This is a genomic window from Methanomicrobium sp. W14 (genome assembly GCF_017875315.1).
Classification (GTDB): Archaea; Halobacteriota; Methanomicrobia; order Methanomicrobiales; family Methanomicrobiaceae; genus Methanomicrobium.
In genome coordinates this window covers 236,916-257,821 of record NZ_JAGGMM010000001.1, presented here as the reverse complement: position 1 = coordinate 257,821, position 20,906 = coordinate 236,916, and the positions used below count along the sequence as shown (strand labels likewise).

26 protein-coding genes are annotated in these 20,906 nt (G+C 44.3%); 20 read left to right on the top strand and 6 right to left on the bottom strand.

Annotated elements, in window-relative coordinates; all coding sequences use genetic code 11:
• From J2128_RS01310 to J2128_RS01280, 7 genes are read left to right on the top strand one after another with little or no spacing between them, the layout of a single operon-like run.
• Positions 1-843, top strand: coding sequence for a respiratory chain complex I subunit 1 family protein (locus J2128_RS01310; RefSeq protein ID WP_394357552.1), 843 nt, complete (start codon positions 1-3; stop codon positions 841-843).
• Positions 840-1,088: a hypothetical protein gene (locus J2128_RS01305; RefSeq protein ID WP_209688995.1), complete on the top strand. Its 249-nt coding sequence runs from the start codon at positions 840-842 to the stop codon at positions 1,086-1,088. Before J2128_RS01310 ends, J2128_RS01305 begins: the two co-directional genes overlap by 4 nt.
• Positions 1,085-1,483 carry a DUF1959 family protein gene (locus J2128_RS01300; protein WP_209688993.1) on the top strand — a complete coding sequence of 133 codons (399 nt, stop codon included), beginning with the start codon at positions 1,085-1,087 and terminating at the stop codon, positions 1,481-1,483. Before J2128_RS01305 ends, J2128_RS01300 begins: the two co-directional genes overlap by 4 nt.
• Positions 1,474-1,929 carry an NADH-quinone oxidoreductase subunit B family protein gene (locus J2128_RS01295; RefSeq protein ID WP_209688992.1) on the top strand — a complete coding sequence of 152 codons (456 nt, stop codon included), beginning with the start codon at positions 1,474-1,476 and terminating at the stop codon, positions 1,927-1,929. The genes J2128_RS01300 and J2128_RS01295 overlap by 10 nt, the downstream gene beginning before the upstream one ends.
• The gene (locus tag J2128_RS01290) at positions 1,926-3,011 is read left to right on the top strand and encodes a nickel-dependent hydrogenase large subunit (protein WP_209688990.1); all 1,086 of its coding nucleotides are present in this window, start codon (positions 1,926-1,928) and stop codon (positions 3,009-3,011) included. The genes J2128_RS01295 and J2128_RS01290 overlap by 4 nt, the downstream gene beginning before the upstream one ends.
• 9 nt (positions 3,012-3,020) lie before the next feature.
• Complete coding sequence (locus J2128_RS01285) at positions 3,021-3,623, top strand: 4Fe-4S binding protein (RefSeq protein ID WP_209688988.1); 603 nt, start codon at positions 3,021-3,023, stop codon at positions 3,621-3,623.
• Between the two features lie 49 nt (positions 3,624-3,672).
• Positions 3,673-3,822, top strand: a complete 150-nt coding sequence (locus J2128_RS01280) for a DNA helicase PriA (protein WP_209688986.1) — start codon at positions 3,673-3,675, stop codon at positions 3,820-3,822.
• A 5-nt stretch (positions 3,823-3,827) separates the two neighbouring features.
• Here J2128_RS01280 and J2128_RS01275 read toward each other — a convergent pair whose 3' ends face one another.
• Together J2128_RS01275 and J2128_RS01270 are read right to left on the bottom strand one after the other, a co-directional pair.
• Complete coding sequence (locus J2128_RS01275; protein ID WP_209688984.1) at positions 3,828-4,100, bottom strand: DUF1922 domain-containing protein; 273 nt, start codon at positions 4,098-4,100, stop codon at positions 3,828-3,830.
• Positions 4,101-4,168: 68 nt separating this feature from the next.
• Positions 4,169-4,498 carry a NifB/NifX family molybdenum-iron cluster-binding protein gene (locus J2128_RS01270; protein ID WP_209688982.1) on the bottom strand — a complete coding sequence of 110 codons (330 nt, stop codon included), beginning with the start codon at positions 4,496-4,498 and terminating at the stop codon, positions 4,169-4,171.
• A gap of 163 nt (positions 4,499-4,661) precedes the next feature.
• Here J2128_RS01270 and J2128_RS01265 point away from each other — a divergent pair, with 163 nt between their 5' ends.
• Complete coding sequence (locus tag J2128_RS01265) at positions 4,662-5,414, top strand: coenzyme F420-0:L-glutamate ligase (RefSeq protein ID WP_209688980.1); 753 nt, start codon at positions 4,662-4,664, stop codon at positions 5,412-5,414.
• Positions 5,415-5,618: 204 nt separating this feature from the next.
• On the opposite strand, the gene J2128_RS01260 is transcribed toward J2128_RS01265, so the two are convergent.
• The gene (locus J2128_RS01260; RefSeq protein ID WP_209688978.1) at positions 5,619-5,780 is read right to left on the bottom strand and encodes a preprotein translocase subunit Sec61beta; all 162 of its coding nucleotides are present in this window, start codon (positions 5,778-5,780) and stop codon (positions 5,619-5,621) included.
• Positions 5,781-5,836: 56 nt separating this feature from the next.
• Here J2128_RS01260 and J2128_RS01255 point away from each other — a divergent pair, with 56 nt between their 5' ends.
• The 6 genes from J2128_RS01255 to J2128_RS01230 all read left to right on the top strand — a co-directional run bounded on the left by J2128_RS01255 (position 5,837) and on the right by J2128_RS01230 (position 12,044).
• The gene (locus tag J2128_RS01255) at positions 5,837-6,883 is read left to right on the top strand and encodes an amidohydrolase family protein (protein WP_209688976.1); all 1,047 of its coding nucleotides are present in this window, start codon (positions 5,837-5,839) and stop codon (positions 6,881-6,883) included.
• Positions 6,884-6,915: 32 nt separating this feature from the next.
• Positions 6,916-7,344 (top strand): universal stress protein, encoded by a 429-nt coding sequence (locus J2128_RS01250; protein WP_209688974.1) that lies wholly within the window; start codon positions 6,916-6,918, stop codon positions 7,342-7,344.
• 23 nt (positions 7,345-7,367) lie between these two features.
• A complete protein-coding gene (locus tag J2128_RS01245) occupies positions 7,368-8,186 on the top strand; it encodes a CBS domain-containing protein (protein ID WP_209688972.1) in 819 nt (272 codons plus the stop codon).
• 191 nt (positions 8,187-8,377) lie between these two features.
• Complete coding sequence (gene psmB / locus J2128_RS01240) at positions 8,378-8,995, top strand: archaeal proteasome endopeptidase complex subunit beta (protein WP_209688969.1); 618 nt, start codon at positions 8,378-8,380, stop codon at positions 8,993-8,995.
• A 38-nt stretch (positions 8,996-9,033) separates the two neighbouring features.
• On the top strand, positions 9,034-10,923 hold the full coding sequence (locus tag J2128_RS01235) for a beta-CASP ribonuclease aCPSF1 (RefSeq protein ID WP_209688967.1): 1,890 nt from the start codon (positions 9,034-9,036) through the stop codon (positions 10,921-10,923).
• 32 nt (positions 10,924-10,955) lie between these two features.
• On the top strand, positions 10,956-12,044 hold the full coding sequence (locus tag J2128_RS01230) for an MFS transporter (RefSeq protein WP_209688965.1): 1,089 nt from the start codon (positions 10,956-10,958) through the stop codon (positions 12,042-12,044).
• 98 nt (positions 12,045-12,142) lie between these two features.
• Here the strand turns inward: J2128_RS01230 and J2128_RS01225 are convergent, their stop codons facing one another.
• Positions 12,143-12,799, bottom strand: a complete 657-nt coding sequence (locus J2128_RS01225; protein WP_209688963.1) for a hypothetical protein — start codon at positions 12,797-12,799, stop codon at positions 12,143-12,145.
• Entirely contained in the window at positions 12,796-14,157 is a 1,362-nt protein-coding gene (locus J2128_RS01220) for a Yip1 family protein (protein WP_209688961.1), read from the bottom strand. Before J2128_RS01220 ends, J2128_RS01225 begins: the two co-directional genes overlap by 4 nt.
• A gap of 278 nt (positions 14,158-14,435) precedes the next feature.
• On the opposite strand from J2128_RS01220, the gene J2128_RS01215 reads away from it, so the two are divergent.
• From J2128_RS01215 to J2128_RS01205, 3 genes are all read left to right on the top strand, one after another.
• Complete coding sequence (locus J2128_RS01215) at positions 14,436-14,723, top strand: DUF1294 domain-containing protein (protein WP_209688959.1); 288 nt, start codon at positions 14,436-14,438, stop codon at positions 14,721-14,723.
• Between the two features lie 185 nt (positions 14,724-14,908).
• A complete protein-coding gene (locus J2128_RS01210; RefSeq protein WP_209688957.1) occupies positions 14,909-16,222 on the top strand; it encodes a condensation protein in 1,314 nt (437 codons plus the stop codon).
• A gap of 44 nt (positions 16,223-16,266) precedes the next feature.
• Entirely contained in the window at positions 16,267-16,752 is a 486-nt protein-coding gene (locus tag J2128_RS01205; RefSeq protein ID WP_209688955.1) for a HEAT repeat domain-containing protein, read from the top strand.
• A 43-nt stretch (positions 16,753-16,795) separates the two neighbouring features.
• On the opposite strand, the gene surE is transcribed toward J2128_RS01205, so the two are convergent.
• Positions 16,796-17,578, bottom strand: coding sequence for a 5'/3'-nucleotidase SurE (gene surE / locus J2128_RS01200; protein ID WP_209690175.1), 783 nt, complete (start codon positions 17,576-17,578; stop codon positions 16,796-16,798).
• 165 nt (positions 17,579-17,743) lie between these two features.
• Here surE and J2128_RS01195 point away from each other — a divergent pair, with 165 nt between their 5' ends.
• The 3 genes from J2128_RS01195 (at position 17,744) to J2128_RS01185 (ending at position 20,839) form a co-directional block, all read left to right on the top strand.
• Positions 17,744-18,955 carry a CARDB domain-containing protein gene (locus tag J2128_RS01195; protein ID WP_209688953.1) on the top strand — a complete coding sequence of 404 codons (1,212 nt, stop codon included), beginning with the start codon at positions 17,744-17,746 and terminating at the stop codon, positions 18,953-18,955.
• A 62-nt stretch (positions 18,956-19,017) separates the two neighbouring features.
• Positions 19,018-19,911, top strand: coding sequence for an ATP-grasp domain-containing protein (locus J2128_RS01190; protein ID WP_209688951.1), 894 nt, complete (start codon positions 19,018-19,020; stop codon positions 19,909-19,911).
• Positions 19,904-20,839, top strand: coding sequence for a hydantoinase/oxoprolinase family protein (locus J2128_RS01185; protein ID WP_209688949.1), 936 nt, complete (start codon positions 19,904-19,906; stop codon positions 20,837-20,839). Before J2128_RS01190 ends, J2128_RS01185 begins: the two co-directional genes overlap by 8 nt.
• Positions 20,840-20,906 lie beyond the last annotated feature (67 nt).

The following is a 20,906-nucleotide window of genomic DNA, read 5'->3' as shown; positions in this document are numbered from 1 at the left end:
ATTATTCTTTATATTCTGTTTGCAATATTCGCAGGTCTTCTGTTTCATGGTATTCACAGGAAGGTCATAGCAAGGATTCAGACAAGACCAGGGCCTCCGATATGGCAGGAGTATCTTCATGTGCTCAAATTCATGTTCAAACAGACCTGGATCCCAAAAACAGCATCGCATGTGCTCTACGTAGCGGTAATAATGGCCGTCATCGCCATCTGGTCGGGAGCACTCTACGTCCTTGTAACCGGCGGAAGCCTCCTGATAATATTCGGCGTCTACCTGCTTCACAAGATTACCGAGCACGGTCTCGGCCTCTCGTCCGGTTCGCCGTACGGAAAATTCGGCGCAATACGGTCAGTCATATCCGCAGCCTCCGAGATTCCCCTTATCGCATCGATTGCGGTAATATACCTTGTCACAGGGTCTTTGATGATCTCTGACATCGAAGCTTACCAGGCGCAGCACGGAGTCCTCCTGGTAACCGCCCTTCCGCTCGCACTTGCGATGTACATAATCGTCCTTTCGAAAGTCCCCTACAGCCCGTTTGGGATAATCGAAGCGAAAGAGATAGTGAGCGGGAACAAGACCGAGCACTTCGGGGTGTGGAGGGCAGGACTTGAAACAGGCTTCGCTCTGAAGACGTTTGTCCTCCTGGCTGTCTTCGTAACTCTCTTCTTAGGTGCAATGCCTTTCTGGATGCTTGTCATATGCTCCCTTTTAGTCCTCCTGACGATGTCGTTCATATGTGCTCTTTCCCCAATGCTTTCGCCGTATGATGCGGTTACGATTCAGATAGGAGTAATAGTCATAGTTCTCATATATGCAGGATTTCTGGTGGTGACGGGATGAAAAAAACGTATATTCCTGTAATTGCAGGAGCTTTCGTATACATTATCATAGTGCTCTGGCAGGGAGTGCAAAGACCTGAAGTAATTGTCCAGGCCGCAGTGCTTGCGGCAGTCCTTTTAGGGGCAGCCTGTCTTCTGTTCGCAAAAGACGAAGAGAAACTAAAAAAAGCCGAGATGGCAGTTGTCTGGGGATGCATATTCCTCTTTGCGGTCTACGGCATACTGAAGGCAGCGGGGATATTATGACTGACTACATCTACGAAAAGGACCTGTTTGCGATGAAGTTTAGGATTCTGATAAGCCCTGTCCACAACAGGGTCATATCGGAAATTTCCGGGGGTCTCGGCTTAAACATACAGGACTTAAGAAAGTCCCTTATCGAAACCCTTGACATGTCCTATCTTGAAAACATCCCGGCACGCTACAAAAGCTGGTGCGAAGAAAACCCCGACCACGAAAAAGACCTGAAGTCAGGACTTTGTTCAAAACTTTTCACCACCTACATCCCGGTGATAAAAAAAGAGAGGATGGAGGAGATAAATAAGTCCGTCATAAGACTTGAGGAATCGGGAACAAGTGAACAGGACGCGGTAAAAAGCGGAAGAAACGAGGTATTAGTGGAGATATTGAAATGGGCATAATTCAGTCGATAAAAAATTCAGTCAGGCAGAGGTCAATTCATGTCTGCTACGTCAACGTCGGTTCATGCAATGGGTGCGACATAGAAATACTTGCATGCCTTTCACCAAGATACGACATCGAGCAGTACGGAATATATGTCCACAACAACCCGCGTGAGGCCGATATCCTTCTTGTTACCGGAGCGATGTGCGAACAGTGGGAGGACAAGCTTGCGGACATCTGGAACAAAATACCCGAGCCGAAGGCTGCAATAACTATAGGTAACTGCCCCGTATCGGGCTGCACGTTCAACAGGAGGGGGAGCTACATAGACCCGCCGGTCTCAAAGCACATACCTATAGCCGCATCGATTCCGGGGTGCCCGCCTAGGCCGACGGAAATAATAAGCACGATTCTTGAGCTTGCCCCGAAGGTCTTTAAGGATTACGAGGAGAGACAGGGATGAAAAAAACTGTAGACGTCTCACTTCCGATAGGCCCTGTCCACCCCTGCTTCAAGGAGCCTGCAAGAATCAAATGTGAGACCGCAGGCGAAAAAGTACTTTCCGCCGAGGTCGAACTCGGATACGTCAAAAAGGGCATAGAAAAAATTATGGTAGGAAGACCATGGCAGGAGGTGATGTTTCTTGCGGAAAGAATCTGCGGCATCTGCTCCGTCATACACAACATGGTCTTTATTGAAACAGTCGAGAGGATAAGCAGAATCGACGTCCCTGAAAGGGCTGCATACTTAAGGGTCATCGTAAACGAGCTTGACAGGATACAGTCACACATCCTTGCAAACTACTCCTACTGTTACACAATCGAGCACGAGACCCTTGCGATGTACCTGATAAACCTCCGTGAAACGGCCCTCGACCAGCTCGAACTCATAACCGGGGCAAGGATAACCTGTGCGTACATAATCCCCGGCGGCGTCAGGTTCGACTTAAGAGAAGAGGACAAAAAGACTCTTTTTTCCGCCCTCGACAAACTTGAGGACGACATAAAAAGGTTTTACAAAATGTTTCAGACAGGTCCCCTGATAGCCCTTCGAAGTGTAGACGTCGGAAAACTTACAAAAGAGGACGCGGTCATCTCGCACGCGGTCGGACCTACAGCACGTGCAAGCGGAATCGGCGTTGACCAGAGGACGAACCACCCGACCTACCAGGCCCTTGGTTTTGAGCCGGTCGTCATGGACTCCTGCGACAACTACGGAAGAATTGCCCTGCGTTTCGAAGAGATTCTTCAGAGCATAAATATTATCAGAAAATGCCTTAACGAACTCCCAAAAGGTCTTATCCGGGGCGGCGGGATAGTTTCTGGCGGGGAGTTTACATGGAAAGGCGAAGCTCCGAGAGGAGAACTCACATACCACGTCATAACCGATGAAGAAGGAAGAATCTCAGAGATTGGCATCCAGACCCCGTCCATAATGAACATAGAGGCATGTGCACACTACATGCTAAAGGACGCGGACTCGGCGGCTGACGTTACGTCGACCTTCATAAGCTCCGACCCGTGCATCGCGTGCAACGAGAGGTGAGATTTGGACATGTTTTCAATAATCTGTTACATTAAAGAGTTCACGCGGGCCGAATGGCTGAAAAAATTCTTCTTTGCAAAAACGCCCCCCCTTAAAACTCCGCCGCACTTCAGGGACTTTCCTGTAGTTACAGACAAAGAATGCACACATGAACTGCGGTGCATGATGATATGCCCGGCTCCCGGGGCAATAGAAGTTTTAAAAGACGACGAAGGCAAATGGGGCCCTGTCATTTACAAAGGGCACTGCATAAGGTGCGGGCTTTGCGTTGAGGCCTGCCCTGACGATGTGCTTACATCAGGCAGGATTCTTGAGCAGAACGAAATCGACAGGACATCTTACCTTGCTTCGTTTCACATAACCGTAAACGATGCACTGTGCATGAAATGCGGCAACTGTTCGGTCGCATGCCCCGTAAACAAGGAAATCGACCCTGAACTTGCATACAATGCCACATCGTCAAGCGGTGACGTGATAATGAGGGTCAAAAACTCAAAGCTTACAATACTTCATCCTGAAAAATGCACAGGCTGCAAGACATGCGAAGAGACATGCCCGAACAGGGCGATAAGGGTTGCAAGAATCGTCGAGGGGGACCAGGACACGGAGTAAGGCTGCGACCAAAAAAGAATTTATATCAAAAAACATTATATTCAGAATTATGATAAAACACGAATGCGGCTACGAGGACGATATACGCTGCAAAAAATGCGGGGCCCCTCTGATAGAAAACAAGTCAGGGCTTTACTGTCCACACTGCGGAAGGCAGGTGGTCATGATCTGTCCGGGGTGTGGGAAACCCTGGGGCTGACAGACTCATACTGTCAGGTTTTTTCTCATCCACTCGGCATATTCCTCAACGATTATATTTTTTTCTTCAGGCGTCAGGTCTTTACGCCTGTTCTTTTTCAGATACCTGTCAAGCTCTTCGACAATCGCCTCGGCCTGCCTGTAGTCCTCCACCTCAAGATAGACAGGTGAGGACTTAACCACTATTATCTCCCCGCAGACAGGGCAGAGCCTCCGCTGGCTGAAGTTGTCGACGTACGTGAATGATGAGCATCCCGGACAGCGGAGTATAAGATACACTAAAAATATCTGATAGAACTACACCAATATTAAACTTACCACAAATAAAAAAATGAAAATTTTAAGGTTTAGTGATCGCAGAAATTAGACCCACTCGTAAGTGTCCCGTCAAGATAGCTTTTAATTGCTGAATCAATGCTTCCCTGGACACCGATATAAACTTTTATCCCCATTTCACTGAAAAGGTCCAAAGCCCCCTGGCCTATCCCGCATGCAAGGACAACATCAGCCCCGTTCTCCTTTAAAAATTTAGGAATAACACCAGGTGCATGTTCAGGGCTTTTAAGGTCCTCTCTGCCGGCAATTTTACCGTCTTCGACGTCAAAGAAAGCGTACTCCGTGCAGTGTCCGAAATGCTCAGCAACGTTCTCATCTTCTTTTGCTACTGCTATCTTCATAATAATCCATCCGTTTTTACTATAGTTAATCACTTTGGAATACTACAGGCTTAAATGCTATGGTTCTGGTGAAAAAAATGTCTTATCGGTTCTGCCGGTGATTTTTTTCGCCTGCAACTCAAAAGGGATACTTTTTACCGGTAAAATCCAATATTCACAGTATATGAGTATAGAAGTTCTTCCCGTTGAAGGTCTTCCCATCCTCCACGAGGGGGATAATATTTCAGAAGAGGTCTGTAAAAGAGCAGAGCTAAAAGACGGTGATGTTATATGTGTCGCGTCATCGGTATATTCCAAAACAAAAGGTTATACAAGACTTCTCGAATCAATTGTTCCCGGGGAAAGGGCAAAGAGAATTGCTGAAAAAACCAAAGAAGACCCGCGTTTCATTCAGGCAGTCCTTGACGATACAAAAGAGCTTATAATAGAATACCCGTTTGTCCTCTCCAAAATGGAGTCAGGACACGTGGGAGTACGTGCCGGAGTTGACAACAGCAATATAGAAAGAGGGTACATCATAAGGCTTCCCCCCGACCCTATGGGTTGTGCTGAAGAGATAAGAGAGGAGATAAAAAAAATATCCGGCGCCGCAACACGCGTGATAATAACCGACACCTGCGGAAGGTCGTTTAGGAGAGGGCAGACGGGCGTTGCCATCGGCTGGGCAGGAATGAAGGCAATCCGTGACTTCAGGGGAGACTGCGACCTCTTCGGGCGTGTTCTGGAGATTACTGAAGAAGCCGTCGTGGACGAGTTTGCGGCATTCTCAAACTTTCTTATGGGTGAGAGCAACACAGGTGTCCCAGTAGTAATTTTCAGGAACTGCCCCGAATGGAAAGGCCATGACAGTCTCTTTTTCAGCCCTGATGAAGACATCACAATAAAGGCCATGAAAAAAGAGAATAAAAAGGAATAATTTTACACTTTTTTTCCGAAACAGAATTATTCAACAAACACCGGAATTTTTTAAAACCAGCACAAAACCTGCAAATAAAAACTCAAAAATCCAAGACAAATCCGGCTCTTCATAAAAGACATGACTCCAAAAAAACCTTTCCGGTTAGATTGGAATAAACCCAAAAAAACTCATAAAATTGAAAAGTCCTTCTATTGGAAAATATCAGAACATATGATTCAGGACTGCAATAATTATACCGGTTGCCGCTGCGGCAATAAGCACTGCTTTCGGGGATATATGAAACGAACGCCTGTCCTCACTGTCATAGTATGTGACAAGACCTGCGGATGAAACCAGCCTCCCGCCTTTGTTCTTCGCTGCCATACATATAATATCAGCTGTATAAATATATAAAAGATTCAGAGAGGGCGGGCATAAAAATGTCTGATTGTTTTACAATATCAGGAAGAGCATGTACAGGAGAGGACCTGGAAGTACGCGACGTTGAGATTGTGGTTGAAAACGGAATCATTTCAGAAATAAACGATAAGAAAAACGTCCCCGACAGGTGGATATTTCCCGGATTTTTCAATTCGCACACACACCTTGCAGACACCGTTGCAATGGACGCAGAGGTTTTTGGAAGCCTTTCAGAACTTGTCGCACCGCCTGACGGCTTAAAGCACAGGATACTCAGGAAAACCCCGCCTGAGGTCCTGAAAGAGGCCATGGTAAAAAGCATCGAATATATGAAACGTTCCGCAACATTCGGGTTCTGTGACTTCAGGGAGGGAGGAGTAACAGGTGCCGGGCTTTTAAAGGAAGCTTTAAAGGAAACAGGAAGTTTCGGAATCATTCTCGGAAGAGAAGGAGGAGAGGATATTTCGGACGGGATAGGCATCTCCAGCACAAAAGAAGGGCCACAGACAAAAATTTTTGCTGAAAATACCAGAAAAACAGGTGGATATGTTGCCTTTCATGCCGGCGAAAAAGACAGCCGGGACGTCGACTCCGCAATAGATGCAGAACCAGACCTCCTTATACACATGACGCATGCAACCGACGCACAGATCAAAAGATGTGCAGATATGAATATACCAATAGTCATATGCCCAAGGTCAAACCACGCGCTTGGCGTGTCAGACTCGGACAAATACCCGCCGGTAAAAAGAATGCTTGAATACGGATGCAGGGTCCTTCTGGGAACAGACAACGTGATGTTCGTTCAGCCTGACATGCTCTCGGAAATGTCTTTTCTCTCGTATGCATACCGGACAAACCCAAACGACACCCTGAGGATGGCTGTCCAGGGCTCTGAAATCTTTGGAAAACCATTTTTTATCGGAGAAAATAAAATAGCGGCTTTTTTCAGCGTTATGCCGGCAGACTCGAATCTGCGCTTCAGCCTCTCTCCAATAAAAACAATTGTAAACAGAGTGAATTTAGGGATGATTGAGAGAACCTATTTTAAGCAGATAAAAAAATAATTTATAAATCACAATTTTGAGGTAGGGAATTTATGTTTAAGACCATCCTCGTAGCAGTGGACGGCTCAAAGGCCAGTGAAAAGGCAATTGAAGCAGCCATCGACGAGTCTAAAATTCGGAAATCCGCTGTCAACGCAGTATATGTGATTGAAACAGGGCTTTTCAGGGATATTCCAACCGACAGCACAATGGAACTTTTGTATACAAAGTTTGAGACTATCGGAAAGGAAGCATTCAGTCAGGGGGAAGACGTTGCCAAAAAGAGCAATGTCGAGATAAAAACATATATCAGAAAGGGGCACGCGGGGGATGAAATCCTCAAACTTGCCGATGAAATAAATGCCGATCTCATAGTTGTCGGGTCAACCGGAAAAAGTAATGTTGACCGCATGTTCCTGGGCAGTGTTTCTGAATATGTAATACGCAACAGCAAAGTATCGACAATGGTGGTGAGAGTATAGAGGAAAGACTTGTACGGGACTACATGATAGAAGACGTGGTTTCCGTGGAAACGCCCGGAAACAGGGACGATGTCTTAAGAATCCTGAAGAGAACAGGCATCAGCGGAGTTCCCGTAACCCAGAACGGGGAGCTTGTAGGAATAATTACAAGAAAAGACCTCTTAAGAAAATCAGACGAAACACAGCTGAGTCTTTTAATGACCTCCAGCCCAGTCACGATTTCTCCCAATTCCACTATTAACGAAGCCGCAAGGATTATGGACGAAAAGAAGTTCAGGAGGCTTCCTGTAGTCGAAAACGGGAGACTTATAGGTATTCTCAGCATTGCAGACCTTATAGGCGCAATTGCACAGATGAAATTCAAAACCGAGATTAAGGAAGGTTTTACACGCCCTACATTTGCGCTCTGGGAGGAGACACCACTGCCCCTGGTGGGAAGAATTATGGAAATATCAGGGTTTGACGCAATACCTATTCTCAACCGTGACTCAATGCTTACAGGCATAATCTCGGAACGTGATCTCATCAAAAACGCGATGATAGAGGACAGCGTTGAAGTAAGCGACCTTTCAAACGGAACCGACGACGATGAATGGACATGGGAGAGCATCAGGGACATGCATACGATATCATTCGGCATTTCCAAAGTTCAGCTTCCCGACAAACTGGTAAAGGAGGCCATGGTAAAGGACGTCGTCGCGGTCCCCCAGAACGCCGAAGTCAGCGAATGTGCCCTTAAGATGAAACGCTCAAGGGTCGACCAGCTTCCTGTAGTAAACGGCGACAAAAAGATAACATCAATGCTCTTTGATCGCAAACTGATAAAAATTCTTATAAACTGAAAAATAATCAGATTATATTTTTTAATTTTAGAAAAAAACTTATAAATTGTAAGCTTCGACCTTTTCGGGCAAAGCCGGGTTTGTTACGGGTTATACAAAAACATTTAAGTCAGATTATAGCATCTGTATATCTGAAGCGTTTTTATACTCTTTCAAACTCATCATTTGACAAAAATGGGAGTGTACTATTTATGCAGCAGAGCTCCGAGATATTAAAAGGAACAACAACAGTCGGGCTCATCTTCGATGACGGTGTTGTACTTGCCACCGAAAGAAGAGCCACGATGGGCAATATGATTGCAAGTAAAAAAGCAAAAAAAGTCTACCAGATAGCAGAAAAGATTGGTATGACAACAGCCGGAGGTGTAGGTGACGCCCAGCAGCTGGTCAGGCTTATGCAGGTTGAATGCAGCCTCTACGACATCAGAAGGGGAAGACCAATGACAGTCGGTGCAGCCGCATCGCTTTTAAGCAATGTGTTAAACCAGCACAGGATGATGCCCTACTACGTTCAGCTTCTTGTGGGCGGTGTAGACAAAAACGGCCCTTCAATCTATTCTGTTGACGCAATGGGAGGCGCCTCGCCTGAAGAAGATATAGTTGCAACAGGTTCAGGCTCTCCTTTCGCATATGGTGTCTTAGAAGACCGCTATGAAAAGGGAATGAATGAAAAAGAGACAACAGAACTCGCAGCAAGAGCTGTAACATCCGCCATGAGGAGGGACTCCGCATCCGGTGAGGACATCAGCATTGTCGTTATAACAAAAGACAAATACGAAGAGTTCAGTAAGAAAGGAATTACAAATTAGTCAATAATACCCATTTCTTTTTTTTGGGACGTTTTTTTATGTTAATAGAAGACAGGCTTAAAGAGCTAAAAGAGAAGATTAACGCAAAAGTTCCGGCCGGTATAAATGTATCCGAAGTCGAATTCGAAGGCCCGGAACTTGTAATCTATACGGATGACCCTAAGAAATTTGCAGACGAAGCAGACCTTATAAAAATTCTTGCAAGAGATCTTAGGAAAAGAATAGTCGTAAGACCCAACGTTCTTGAAGACCCCGAAATAGCTACAACAAAAATAAATGCTGTTGTGCCTGACGGGGCGGGAATAACAGATATTTTCTTTGATCCCGATACCGGTGAGGTCTTAATAGAAGCTGAAAAGCCTGGTGTTGTAATAGGCAAAAACGGAACGACTCTCAGGGATATCACAAAAGAAATAGGCTGGACTCCAAAAGTCGTAAGGACTCCTCCGATAGAGAGTTCAACCGTCAAACAGACAAGGCAGTTTTTGCGTGCTGTAAAAGATGAAAGGAAAGCATTTTTACGCACAATAGGAAGAAGAATACACCGGGACATTACAAGCAAGGACAAATGGGTCCGTGTAACAACGCTCGGGTGCTGCAGGGAAGTAGGAAGAGCGGCATTTCTTCTTTCAACACCTGAAAGCAAGATACTTATCGACTGCGGTGAAAAACCGGGAAGCTCCGACGGGTTCCCATACCTTTACGTTCCCGAAATAAGCCCTCTCAAATCCCTTGACGCCGTTGTGCTTACTCATGCACACCTTGACCACTGTGCACTTGTTCCTATGCTATACAAGTACGGCTACGAAGGGCCTGTATACAGTACACCTGCGACAAGAGACCTTGCTGTAATGCTTCAGCTCGACTATCTTGATGTAATCTCAAACGATGTGAACCAGGTGCCTTACTCTTCAAAGGAAGTCCAGGAGTACCTGAAAAGATCGATTACCTTAAATTACGGCAGCGTCACCGACATCGCTCCTGACATAAAGCTTACGTACCACAACGCCGGGCATATACTCGGTTCCGCAATTGCGCATTTCCATGTAGGAGACGGCCTTTACAACATCGCCTTCACAGGAGACTTCAACTACGGAAAGACAAGACTTTTCGGCCCTGCAACGTCACAGTTCCCAAGGCTTGAAGCAGTGTTTATGGAAAGCACATACGGTGGTGCCGAGGATCTCCAGCCTTCGAGAAATGACGCCGAGTCAAAACTCTACGACATAGTCAACGAAACTCTCAGGCGCGGGGGAAAAGTGATAATTCCTGCATTCGCCGTAGGGAGGTCGCAGGAGGTAATGCTTGCACTTGAAGAGGGAATGCGCCTTGAAAAAATCCCGAAAGTAAAGGTTTATCTTGACGGAATGATCAAAGAGGCGACCGCAATTCACACGACATACCCCGAATACCTGAACCCTGACTTAAGAAAACTGATCTTCCAGGAAGGTATGAACCCGTTCCTTGCAGACTGCTTTGTCCAGGTTGATTCCCCGACAATAAGGCAGGACGTAATAGGGGGAGATCCGTGCATTATCATCACAACGAGCGGAATGCTTAACGGCGGTCCTGTTATGGAATACCTCTACGCACTTGCACCATACGAACAGAACACGCTCATATTTGTAGGATACCAGGCAGAAGGAACAATAGGCAGAAGGATCCAGAAAGGGTGGAAAGAAGTTCCTATGGGAAGACGCGAAACAATCGTTTTGAACCTTGAAATAGAGACGGTCGACGGATTTTCCGGTCATTCGGACAGAAGGCAGCTCATGGCTTACGTCAACCACTTAAACCCGAGACCTGAAAAGATATTTACAATACACGGCGAGGAAAAGAACACAATCGATCTTGCAAGCTCAATATACAAACGCTTCAGGATCGAGACCCATTCGCCAAGAAATCTTGAAACATACCGCATGGTATAATTTTTTTAAAAAACAGTTAAAACAGGCAGATAATGAAAAACCGGCTGACAGCATTTTGCGGGACATTCATAATTATGGCGCTTTCAAATGCAATCGTCCCGGTACTGCCTTCATTTGCAGACGAGATGCCTCTTATTCAGGGTGCCATCTACTCTGCATACTTTTTCGGCGCATTCATAACTGTCCTTCCTGCCGGAATGCTTTCCGACAGAATAAACAGGGTTCTTCTTATCAGGGCCGGACTTATACTGACCATTATATCCGGGCTGATGCTTCTTGAACTCAAAAGCCCTGTGTACATAATATCTGCAAGGTTAATTGAGGGAATAGCAGCAGGGCTTTTCGTCTCGTGTGCTATGTCATGGATTAACGAGCAGGAACAGCACACAAAACTTGCAGGATACTATTTTGCATCACTCAACCTGGGTCTTGTCCTGGGGCTTTTGTCATCAGGGATTTTAAACCCTTATTTCGGGCCTTCAGGCGGAATTATCGTATTCACGGCACTGTCTCTTGTTCCTGCACTGATAGGTTTTATTGCTGACTTTAACTCTGAAAACAGGGAGAAAACCGGAAGTCCGGCAGCTATTGCAAAAAAATACTTTCTGCTATACCTGTCGATAATAATACTTACAGGAGCAACAGGGGCTGTAACATCACTTTATCCGGATTTTTCAGATGGCGACCCGCTTATTTTAAGCATACAGATAGGTGCTATGAATATTGCAACAATCGGCGCATCGCTTGCAGCACCACGCATGAACTTAAAGCCCGTCCCTACAATCAGTAGTTTTGCCGTTGTTACGGCAGCAGCGGTGTTTTTAAGTTATGCGGTGCCGTATGCAGACACAATTGCAACAATAACTGTTTTTGCCCTGATTGGAGCTGCAGCAGGCTTTATCATGGTTTCACAGATGAATTTTCTTGCAGAGACAGGCTACAGGCAGGGCGCCGTCATGGGGCTTTTCAACGCTTCCGGGTACGCAGGCATGACTTTTCTTCCGCTTTTTGCAGGTCTGCTTGCACAATATTACGGCTACCTGCCGGCGTTTCTTTCGATCTCGGTGCTCTCTGTTTTTATGGCGCTGTCGATTAGAAAATGCACAGTCTGCAAAACATAAAATAACCTAATATCATTAAATTGACTGTTTTATACATTCATTAAAAACCGGATGCAAAAGATATCAAAAAAAGAAAATGTTTTTTAGTCTTTATTTAATCAGACTGATATTCCAAGTGAATTAAAAAATCCCTTTATCACGACAATATAGTCACCGAAACTGTCCTGGAGTTTTGTCATCTCTTTGGATATTCCGCCAAGACTGAAAGTGTGCGAGGCTTTTGGCGTAGGGACGGGCGTTGGCGTCGGCTCCGGTGTCGGCTCGGTAGTGGGGACTGTCGTCGCAATTGTTGTCGGTGTTGCGGTGGGCTTTGGAGTCAGAACATGTATCTCCTTTAAATTCCACGGGTCATTGGAATCGAAAAATACTGTATTCGTTGTCTGTTCGTAATCTCCGTCTGTGCTTACGACGGTCAGGGTCACCTCTATTGTGTAGTCCTGGTCCTTAACCTCTTTCTCAGTAAAAATTTTTACCGGGTCCTGTTTGGTTGACCCTGTCCAGTCATCACTTCCGAACTCCCACTTCCATGAACTGACCCTGCCGCCTTTTGTCTTGTCATAGAAGTTTACTTTATAGATTGTTCCGCTGTATGCATTGTAGTCAGAATATCCGGCCCAGTCATCAGTATTTATTTTATAAATGTCCCAGTCGAAATCAGGCTTGAAGTCATTAGCACTAACAGGCAATATAAAAAACGCTGAACATAAGATCAGCAGAGCAATCAGTTTTATTGAAAATGATTTGTCTTTCTTCATATAAATGCCACCTCTCCGCTTAAAACAAAATAATAAAAGACAATAAACATTATAACAGCCGGAGCTATTGCGGATACGGCCGCAGGAACAGTCTCTGCATCATAAGCGCAGCAAAGACCTTTTATCTGGAGAAATACCATCCACAAGGGCCCTATAAAGAGACCAAACAGGGGAATAAGCCCAATTGTCCCTATTGCCGTCGTTGAATAAAGAGTCGTCGCAAATGACTCGGAAAACAAAAGGTCCTGCCCTGTAATCTTTGTAAACAGGAACACCAGAAGGCCATAGAAGAATATGCACAATGCTCCGAATATAAGATATTCAAGGATCATCCGGACAAGTTCAGGAGTGCTCGACAGAAGACCGCCATAAACCGTGCTTTCAGGAGCAAATGCAGAAGCCAGAAGAGCAGTCAGCAAAACACCGATGACTGAGAACAAAGCCAGCATCAAAAAGCCGTACAAAATCCCGGATTTCAGATCATCTTCGGACCCGAGCGTTTCGAATGTCTCAGAAGGAGACCTGATAAACCCTGAAATTTTTTCTATAAGCGAAAGGTCTCCGACCGAATACCTGTAGTCTCCGGACGACTGGCGGTATCCTGAATCTCGCGGATCATATTTACGTGAATTTGAGTCATAGTCCCCGTAACTGCTGTAGCTTTCATATTCACTCTCACCCGATTTCCCAAAATCAGAATCTGCATCAGTGTATTCGTCCCTGTAATGCCCTCTATTTGGCGAATACCCATCCGGACCATAGCCGGATTCAGCGTATTTGTCTTCTGAATATCCTCTCTTTGGCGAATATTCATCCGGACCATAGCCGGATTCAGCGTATTTGTCTTCTGAATATCCTCTCTTTGGCGAATATTCATCCGGACCATAGCTGGATTCAGCGTATTTGTCTTCTGAATATCCTCTCTTTGGCGAATATACTTCCGGGTCATAGCCGGATTCAGCGTATTTGTCTCCTGCACCCACGCTGCCGTCCGGATATTTTTCGTAGCCTTTGTCATGTGCACTGCCGGCAGAATCCATATAGCTTTTAATCTGCATCAGAACCGAGTTTCTCTCGTCCTCGTAGTCAAAGGTCATTACCATGGAGACATTATCGGTTTCACCGTAGCTTATGGTAACCTCAATGCATGGTTCATGATAGTCATCCGATAACGGGTGTAGTCCTGATATTACACTGTAAGGATAAACATAAGGGGAAACTCCACGATCAGATACAGGGTTGAGGGTCATATTTTCAGGGTCAAGCATCAGGCTGTACAGCCGGCCCCCTACCCGGACCTGTGAAGCAGGTTTTTCACTCCTGCCATAATTGCTGTTATAATCATCATGCGGCTGCAAAAATACCACTCTTTATAAATATATCCATTCTTTAAAATAACCTGACCTCATATTGGGAAAGGATATTAAAAAACATTTCTCTGACAGACCTCAAACAGATATACAACTATATAAAATTTTTAAAGCAAATAATATTTGCCAATATGTAATCTGTAGCCCAAATTCATAGATCTATTCAATAAGACTTTTATTTTCACTCTTATTTAATTTACCTTAACATATAACAGGTCTGTATTTATAGGATACCAGACAAAATGTGATTCTGCGGCATTTCAGGGATGATTTATATAGAGATTTTTTTAGTACTTATAGCAGTATATGCTTTCATAAACATAGCGTCATTCTATAAATTTTCAGACGACAAAAAAAGGGCCCTGAAAAATATCAGGAGGACTCCGGAAAAAACTCTTCTTATATTCGCACTTGCAGGACCGTTTGGTGCACTTGCAGCAATGAAGGTGACTCATCACAAGACAAAAAAGAAAAAATTCTGGCTTGTATATTTTTTTGTTTTTCTGCACATTCTCTTCTTTTACTTTATATTCTCAGGATTTCTCCTGAGATAACCCCTAAATTTTTTACCAAAATAAACGGATTTTATTAAAAAAATGCAGATCATAACAAGTTCTAAGTTAAAAAATATCATATGTATCCTTTACAAAGGCTGCGGGACTACAGGAAAAAAACGCACAAAAGAATAATCCTATCAGAAAAGGATGTTTAAACAAATTTAAGGAGAGAGAACCAGGATATGACTAACCCTGACACTGAAAAAGCAGTTGCCCCTGCTTTTGACGTCTTCAATGTTTACTTTGACAGAATCTACGAGCCGACCATGCATATTTTTCTGGACTTTAACGGGAGACTCGATGAAAATACGTTTAAATGCGCAGTCATGATGTATACAAAAAACAACCCGTACGCATCGTCACGCTTTGTCAAAAAAGAGGGCTCATTTTTCTGGGAAAAAATGCCTGAGATAAAGTACAGCGACCTATTCTCCGTAAAATACACCACCGGTTCAAAAAAGTGCATATTGGAAAACCCTCCCGAAAGGGTAGACGTATACAAAGGCCCGCAGATAAAGACATGTATCCTGAGAGAAGATTCGCACGATTCAGTTGTCATCTCATGCCACCACGGGTTTAGTGACGCTTCAGGACTGATGCGTGCATCCGAAGAGATATTTCATATCTACACAAAGCTTATTGAAGACCCAAATTACCAGACAAGTCCAAAGGGCTGGTACTACCGCGAGACCGGCAGAATACTTGAAAAATTTCCGGAAGAAGTTATAGAACACGAGCTTGATTCGGAGGAGCCTTTTACTGACAGGTGGGCATTTCCCTTTGAGCACACCGGACACGGAATACCACGAATTTCAATTCTGACACTTTCCCGGAAAAGACTTTCTGCAATAAAAAAATTCGGGAAAAAATACGGTGCAACTGTAAATGATATGATTGCCGGGGCTTTTTTCCTTGCACTGCTAAAGATAAATTCATGCGATTCAGCCGGGGAATCTGAAAAATCAATACTGACTGCCGCCGACGTAAGAAAGTATTACGGAAGGGAGAACGGGAAAAACCCACAGAACCTTTCCATTGCATACCAGCTGTCAGTTACTGCCAGAAAGAATTCCACACTTTCAGACATACTGGAACAGATTACAAGTGTGACTAAGAGAAAAAAATCCGGCAACATGGGGCTTGGATGCATCGCATTTTATGAAGACATATATTCAAAGGGCCCGGAATTCATTGAAAATTTTTTTGACCGGATGATGGCATCATATGAAAAAAATAATTTTAAAAATCCTGTTTTTTCAAATATAGGAATAATAAAGGCCGAGAACTATTACCCTGTTCTGGGACCAGATAAAAAAAAACTTTCAATTACTGATGCTTTTTTTATTCCCGTTGTTTCATGGCCACCGGGATTTCTGGTTACGGTATCAACGTTTAATGACTCAATAACACTTGAATCAGGATACGAAGATGGGCCTTTCTCAAAGGAAAAAGTTGAAACAATTCTGTCATATATCGACAGCTTTCTTCCTGCGTGATTTCAGGATATCAAATCTTATTTAGTATTACGAAAAAATATACTATGATGCCTGAAGACAAAATCAGCCGGAATATATCATCTCTATACAGCACTGATAAAAAGACACGTGAAGAGGCTACAAAAAATCTTGTGGAATCAGGACCGAAAGCCGTACCGCAGCTGTTAAGCCTTCTGGACAACCCCGAATGGAAAATCAGGTACAGGGCGGCAGAGGCGCTCGGCCTTATAAAAGACGAAAGGGCTGTAATACCTCTGGTAAAAAAACTGAATGACAACAAAGACCATGTAAGGTACATGGCGGCAAAAAGCCTGGGATTTTTTGGGGAAGAAAAACTTTCCGCACCTTTAATCCCGCTTCTTTCTGATGAAAACGAGTACGTAAGAAGAATCACTGCCGTCTCCCTCGGAGTTACAGGTGGAAATCCGGCATACGAATCCCTTAAAAGCGCTCTTGACCGCGAAACTGACGAACGTGCAAAAAAAGCAATGACAGACTCAGTCGGCAGATTATCAAAATCAGAAGCCTGAAAAAACTACAGTCGCTTTGGTTTTTTCGATTTTCGTTAAAAAATTAGATATTAAATATATTTTTAACTTCATCCATTCCTGAATATGCAGTTGAATCCAGGGTTATAGGTGTTACGGAAATGTTGCCCTTAGAGATAGAACAGACGTCCGTTCCCGCATCAGCCTTGTCAAATATCGGCCCGTTTATCCAGAAGTAAGGTCTTCCCCTAGGGTCAAGCCTTTTTTCGACACCCGTTTCAAACAGCCTGTCGGCAAGATGCGTAACCTCGTAAACACCTGACGATTTCTTGGGAATATTTACGTTTATTACATCGCATTTTTTTGGAAAACCGGATTCAAGCAGTTTTCTGCATACTTCAGACGTAACTTTTCTGGCGTCTTCAAAATCAAGCCCTGAAAATTTGGGATCGTCAAACTTATCGCCCTGGTCTTCAACCTGAAGTGAAAAAGCTACGGAAGGAAAACCATGATTGGCTGCTTCAAGCGCCGCACCGATTGTCCCCGAGGTCATCACCGATTCAAAGGAGAGGTTTTCGCCGATGTTTATCCCGGATACGACAAGGTCAGGATTTATTTTAAGCGCGTAAAGACCAATTATTACGGAATCAGTCGGTTTTCCCCCGACAGAATATGCCTCGTTCCCGTTGATTGCAATTTTTGTTGCCCTTATCGGCTCGAATATGGATATAGACCTCCCCACTGCACTCTGCTGCGATGACGGCGCTACAACAGTCACGTCCGCAAACTCCGAAAGCGCCTCATATGCCGCCCATAGCCCTTCGGAAGTAACTCCGTCATCGTTTGTCAGAAGTATTCTGGGTCTCACAGATTTATTCATCCCATAGTATCGGATTTTTCTGTAGATAAGATATTTCATAGGCAAATAAAATATCCGGATAATTTAATCAAATATTTCTGTTGATTTAAGAGGAATTTTTAGGCAACTATAATATCCTTTGCCAATATACAAAAACAATAGTGTGTGATCTTTATGCCAAATCCGAATATAAAACATGTATGCTTTGCTGCTTTGATGATATCGCTGTTTCTTGTAACAGCAGTTTCAGCCGATTATATATATTATTCAATTGATTCTCCCAAAACATCTCCGGAAGGACTGAGCCTTTTTACATATAAAATACTTGGAAATTCAGAGGATATCTACCCTGGAGATGAAATAACAGCAAAATACCTGCTCCATTACGATTCAAACGCTACAAATCAGATTGTTATCGATCAGCCCGGAGGACTGTATTTTGATGTGACATCTCCGGACGGAAATGTTACAAGGCTTGGGAGAAACTACATAGGAAAATCGATATACCCTGATGACTACTATGCAATAGTCGAAAACTTTTCTCCGAATATGCCGGGGATATGGAAAATTACACCTGGATATACGGTATTAACCAGCGGCGGCATGACAAAAACTTTCGGTCCTTCAGACTGGTACGCAGAAATCAATGTAAAAAGCCTTGAAGAGCCAAAACCTGACCTGGTAATCGAAAATATCAGCGCTGATTTTGACAGGGATAAGGGGACAATTTCAAGAATCTCATATACTATAAAAAACACAGGGGATGCCGATGCGGAACAGAGCACAACCGAAATATACATTGACGGCATGAAAACAGATTCACAAAGCTCAACAGGTTACCTTCCTGCAGGAAAAAGTATTACAATATTTGAGCCCGCAGATTCAAAATATTCCGGCAGCACATCTTTTATAAAAATTATTGCAAATTCCGACCTTAAAATAAACGAATCGGACTACTCAAACAATGAAATTGAAACTGTTGTTGAAAACCCCGGCTCAGAGAAAATTTCATCAGAAATGCCTGCAACGCAAAAAGAAACTGCCGCTCCCACAGAAGCTTCCGAAACAAACAGTCCGGCAAGTACCGTTTTGACAGGAGTTAACAACCCGCAGGAAGGATATTTTGAGACATGCTTTATCTGCGGTGTTGTCGGCGTTTTATCAGTTCTTGTATGTGTGCTCTCATTTGCTCTCGGGTATTATTACGGCCTTAACAAAAACTGCGAACGTGAAGTCCGATGGATGAGGTCAAAGATTGAATACCTGAAGTCTCCGGGAGGTAAAAACGACTGCCCTGGCAATGAAGCAAAAGATGAGGATATTGCAGGAAATATGGAAGAAAAGCTTGAAAAAGCAATTGAAGAACTGAAAAACAACGAAAAATAAATTTTTTGCAGTCCGGCTCCAATCGTCAGTCTAATCTCTTTTCAGGTTCAAAAATTATATTTATGAGGGCACTTATTGCCGAATATACTGTATTCAATAGTCCTGAGCTTGCACCAGAGGGTGCGGCAATGCTTAAAACTCTTACCGGAAGTTTCGAGCGCTGCGGCTATGAAGTATATTCTCCAAAAAGAGGGGAGGACTTTGCCGGCGAATTAAAAAGACTGGCTCCGGAATGTGATGTCGGCCTTGTAATTGCGCCGGATGATATTCTGTCAAAATTTACAAAGATAATAGAGGACAATACGAGAAATATTGGTTGCGGAAGTCTGAACATTGCACTGTGCTCGAATAAACGCCACACAGGTTCGGTACTTTCCTCCCACGGAATTGATGTGCCCGGAGAAACCGATAAGGGTGTAAGGCTCATAAAAAAAATAAACGGTGTCGACGGCCAGAATATGCGTCTTTCGGATGAAGAACCGGGGTTCGGTGAATTCGGGCAGGAGTTTGTTGAAGGCGAGAATATAAGTGTGAGCCTTGTCGGAGGAAGAGTCACCGGAGATACCTGCCTTTCATACACCGGAAAAAAGCCTCTTATCCTGTCCGTCAACAAACAGTATATAAAACGTGACAACAACAGGTTTTTTTACTGCGGCGGTGAAACTCCTTTTTTTCACCCCAGAAACCATGAAATCATAGGAGAGGCTGTTAAATGCATTGATGTTCTCGGTTGCCAGGGATACACCGGCATCGATATGGTGGTCTCAGAGAACAGAATCTGCGTAGTTGACGTAAACCCGAGGCCGACTACAAGCCTTACTGGGATATGCAGCATTATGGAGGAGGAGATTGCAGATATCCTGGTGGAATCCTCAAAAGGAAATGTCCCCGACTGCGTGCACCTGAAAGGAAGAGTCTCTTTCAATGCAAAAGGCGGGGTGACAACAATTGAGTGACCTTGTAGGTATAGATGTGGGAGGAGCGAACCTGAAAGTATTTGACGGAAATACAGTCAGCATACATTACTGTCCTATGTGGAAGAAGTCCCCTTTAAAGGACCTTCTTAAAAAATACTCCGGAAAAAAAGCGGCTGTGGTTATGAGCGGAGAACTTGCCGATGGTTTTTCCGGAAAAGACGAGGGAATAGAATATATCTGCAATTCCGTCTCAGAGGCTATACCAAAGTCCCTCTTCTACGGGACCGACGGTGCATTTCATGAAGGTCCTTCGCATGTCCTTGCAGCTGCAAACTGGCTTGCATCCGCAGATTTTTTAAGAAAAGACTATCCTGACAGTGTTTTAGTGGACTTTGGGAGCACTACAACCGATATAATACCCCTGAACTCATTTGACTCCCTTAAGGGGCTTACAGACCTTGACCGCCTGAGAAAAGGATACCTTGTATACACGGGGACTCTGAGGTCTACAATACCGTCTCTTTTAAGAAACGTCGTCGTAGACGGCTACGACACCCTTGTAAGCTGCGAGTATTTCGCCCAGAGTGCGGATGCACACTTAGTCCTTGGAAACATCGGGTGTAATGATTATACGACACCGGCTCCCGACGGGGCAGAAGTCTCATACAATGCATCGCTTCAGAGGCTTTCAAGAGTTGTCTGTTCAGACCTGTACGAAATAGGGGAATCAGGTGCACTTGAGATTGCAAAGGCATTTTACAGTGAACAAATGGAACTTATAAAAAAGTACACTGAAAAAACTCTCAGAGATACAGGCTCAGCGGACATAATAGCCGCAGGAATCGGGTCCGGCATAATCTCAAAATTTTTCGGGTGCAAAAGTCTTTCAGAAAGAAAGGATATCTTTCCTGACGCACTGCCCGCATTTTCTGTATACGAGGTGGCAAAACGAACAGAATTGTTTTAAGTGCAGCACTTTTTGCAGTCTCTATTCTCATCACAGTTTTTTTCTTCATTATAGGCCTGCCCGTATT

What these genes read in the sequence shown, in the direction of transcription:
- J2128_RS01305 (WP_209688995.1), top strand. Translation starts at nt 840, where the DNA reads ATGAAAAAAACGTATATTCCTGTAATTGCAGGAGCTTTCGTATACATT.
- J2128_RS01300 (WP_209688993.1), top strand. Translation starts at nt 1,085, where the DNA reads ATGACTGACTACATCTACGAAAAGGACCTGTTTGCGATGAAGTTTAGG.
- J2128_RS01295 (WP_209688992.1), top strand. Translation starts at nt 1,474, where the DNA reads ATGGGCATAATTCAGTCGATAAAAAATTCAGTCAGGCAGAGGTCAATT.
- J2128_RS01290 (WP_209688990.1), top strand. Translation starts at nt 1,926, where the DNA reads ATGAAAAAAACTGTAGACGTCTCACTTCCGATAGGCCCTGTCCACCCC.
- J2128_RS01285 (WP_209688988.1), top strand. Translation starts at nt 3,021, where the DNA reads ATGTTTTCAATAATCTGTTACATTAAAGAGTTCACGCGGGCCGAATGG.
- J2128_RS01280 (WP_209688986.1), top strand. Translation starts at nt 3,673, where the DNA reads ATGATAAAACACGAATGCGGCTACGAGGACGATATACGCTGCAAAAAA.
- J2128_RS01270 (WP_209688982.1), bottom strand. Translation starts at nt 4,498, where the DNA reads ATGAAGATAGCAGTAGCAAAAGAAGATGAGAACGTTGCTGAGCATTTC.
- J2128_RS01265 (WP_209688980.1), top strand. Translation starts at nt 4,662, where the DNA reads ATGAGTATAGAAGTTCTTCCCGTTGAAGGTCTTCCCATCCTCCACGAG.
- J2128_RS01260 (WP_209688978.1), bottom strand. Translation starts at nt 5,780, where the DNA reads ATGGCAGCGAAGAACAAAGGCGGGAGGCTGGTTTCATCCGCAGGTCTT.
- J2128_RS01255 (WP_209688976.1), top strand. Translation starts at nt 5,837, where the DNA reads ATGTCTGATTGTTTTACAATATCAGGAAGAGCATGTACAGGAGAGGAC.
- J2128_RS01250 (WP_209688974.1), top strand. Translation starts at nt 6,916, where the DNA reads ATGTTTAAGACCATCCTCGTAGCAGTGGACGGCTCAAAGGCCAGTGAA.
- J2128_RS01245 (WP_209688972.1), top strand. Translation starts at nt 7,368, where the DNA reads ATGATAGAAGACGTGGTTTCCGTGGAAACGCCCGGAAACAGGGACGAT.
- psmB (WP_209688969.1), top strand. Translation starts at nt 8,378, where the DNA reads ATGCAGCAGAGCTCCGAGATATTAAAAGGAACAACAACAGTCGGGCTC.
- J2128_RS01235 (WP_209688967.1), top strand. Translation starts at nt 9,034, where the DNA reads ATGTTAATAGAAGACAGGCTTAAAGAGCTAAAAGAGAAGATTAACGCA.
- J2128_RS01230 (WP_209688965.1), top strand. Translation starts at nt 10,956, where the DNA reads ATGAAAAACCGGCTGACAGCATTTTGCGGGACATTCATAATTATGGCG.
- J2128_RS01225 (WP_209688963.1), bottom strand. Translation starts at nt 12,799, where the DNA reads ATGAAGAAAGACAAATCATTTTCAATAAAACTGATTGCTCTGCTGATC.
- J2128_RS01215 (WP_209688959.1), top strand. Translation starts at nt 14,436, where the DNA reads ATGATTTATATAGAGATTTTTTTAGTACTTATAGCAGTATATGCTTTC.
- J2128_RS01210 (WP_209688957.1), top strand. Translation starts at nt 14,909, where the DNA reads ATGACTAACCCTGACACTGAAAAAGCAGTTGCCCCTGCTTTTGACGTC.
- J2128_RS01205 (WP_209688955.1), top strand. Translation starts at nt 16,267, where the DNA reads ATGATGCCTGAAGACAAAATCAGCCGGAATATATCATCTCTATACAGC.
- J2128_RS01195 (WP_209688953.1), top strand. Translation starts at nt 17,744, where the DNA reads ATGCCAAATCCGAATATAAAACATGTATGCTTTGCTGCTTTGATGATA.
- J2128_RS01190 (WP_209688951.1), top strand. Translation starts at nt 19,018, where the DNA reads ATGAGGGCACTTATTGCCGAATATACTGTATTCAATAGTCCTGAGCTT.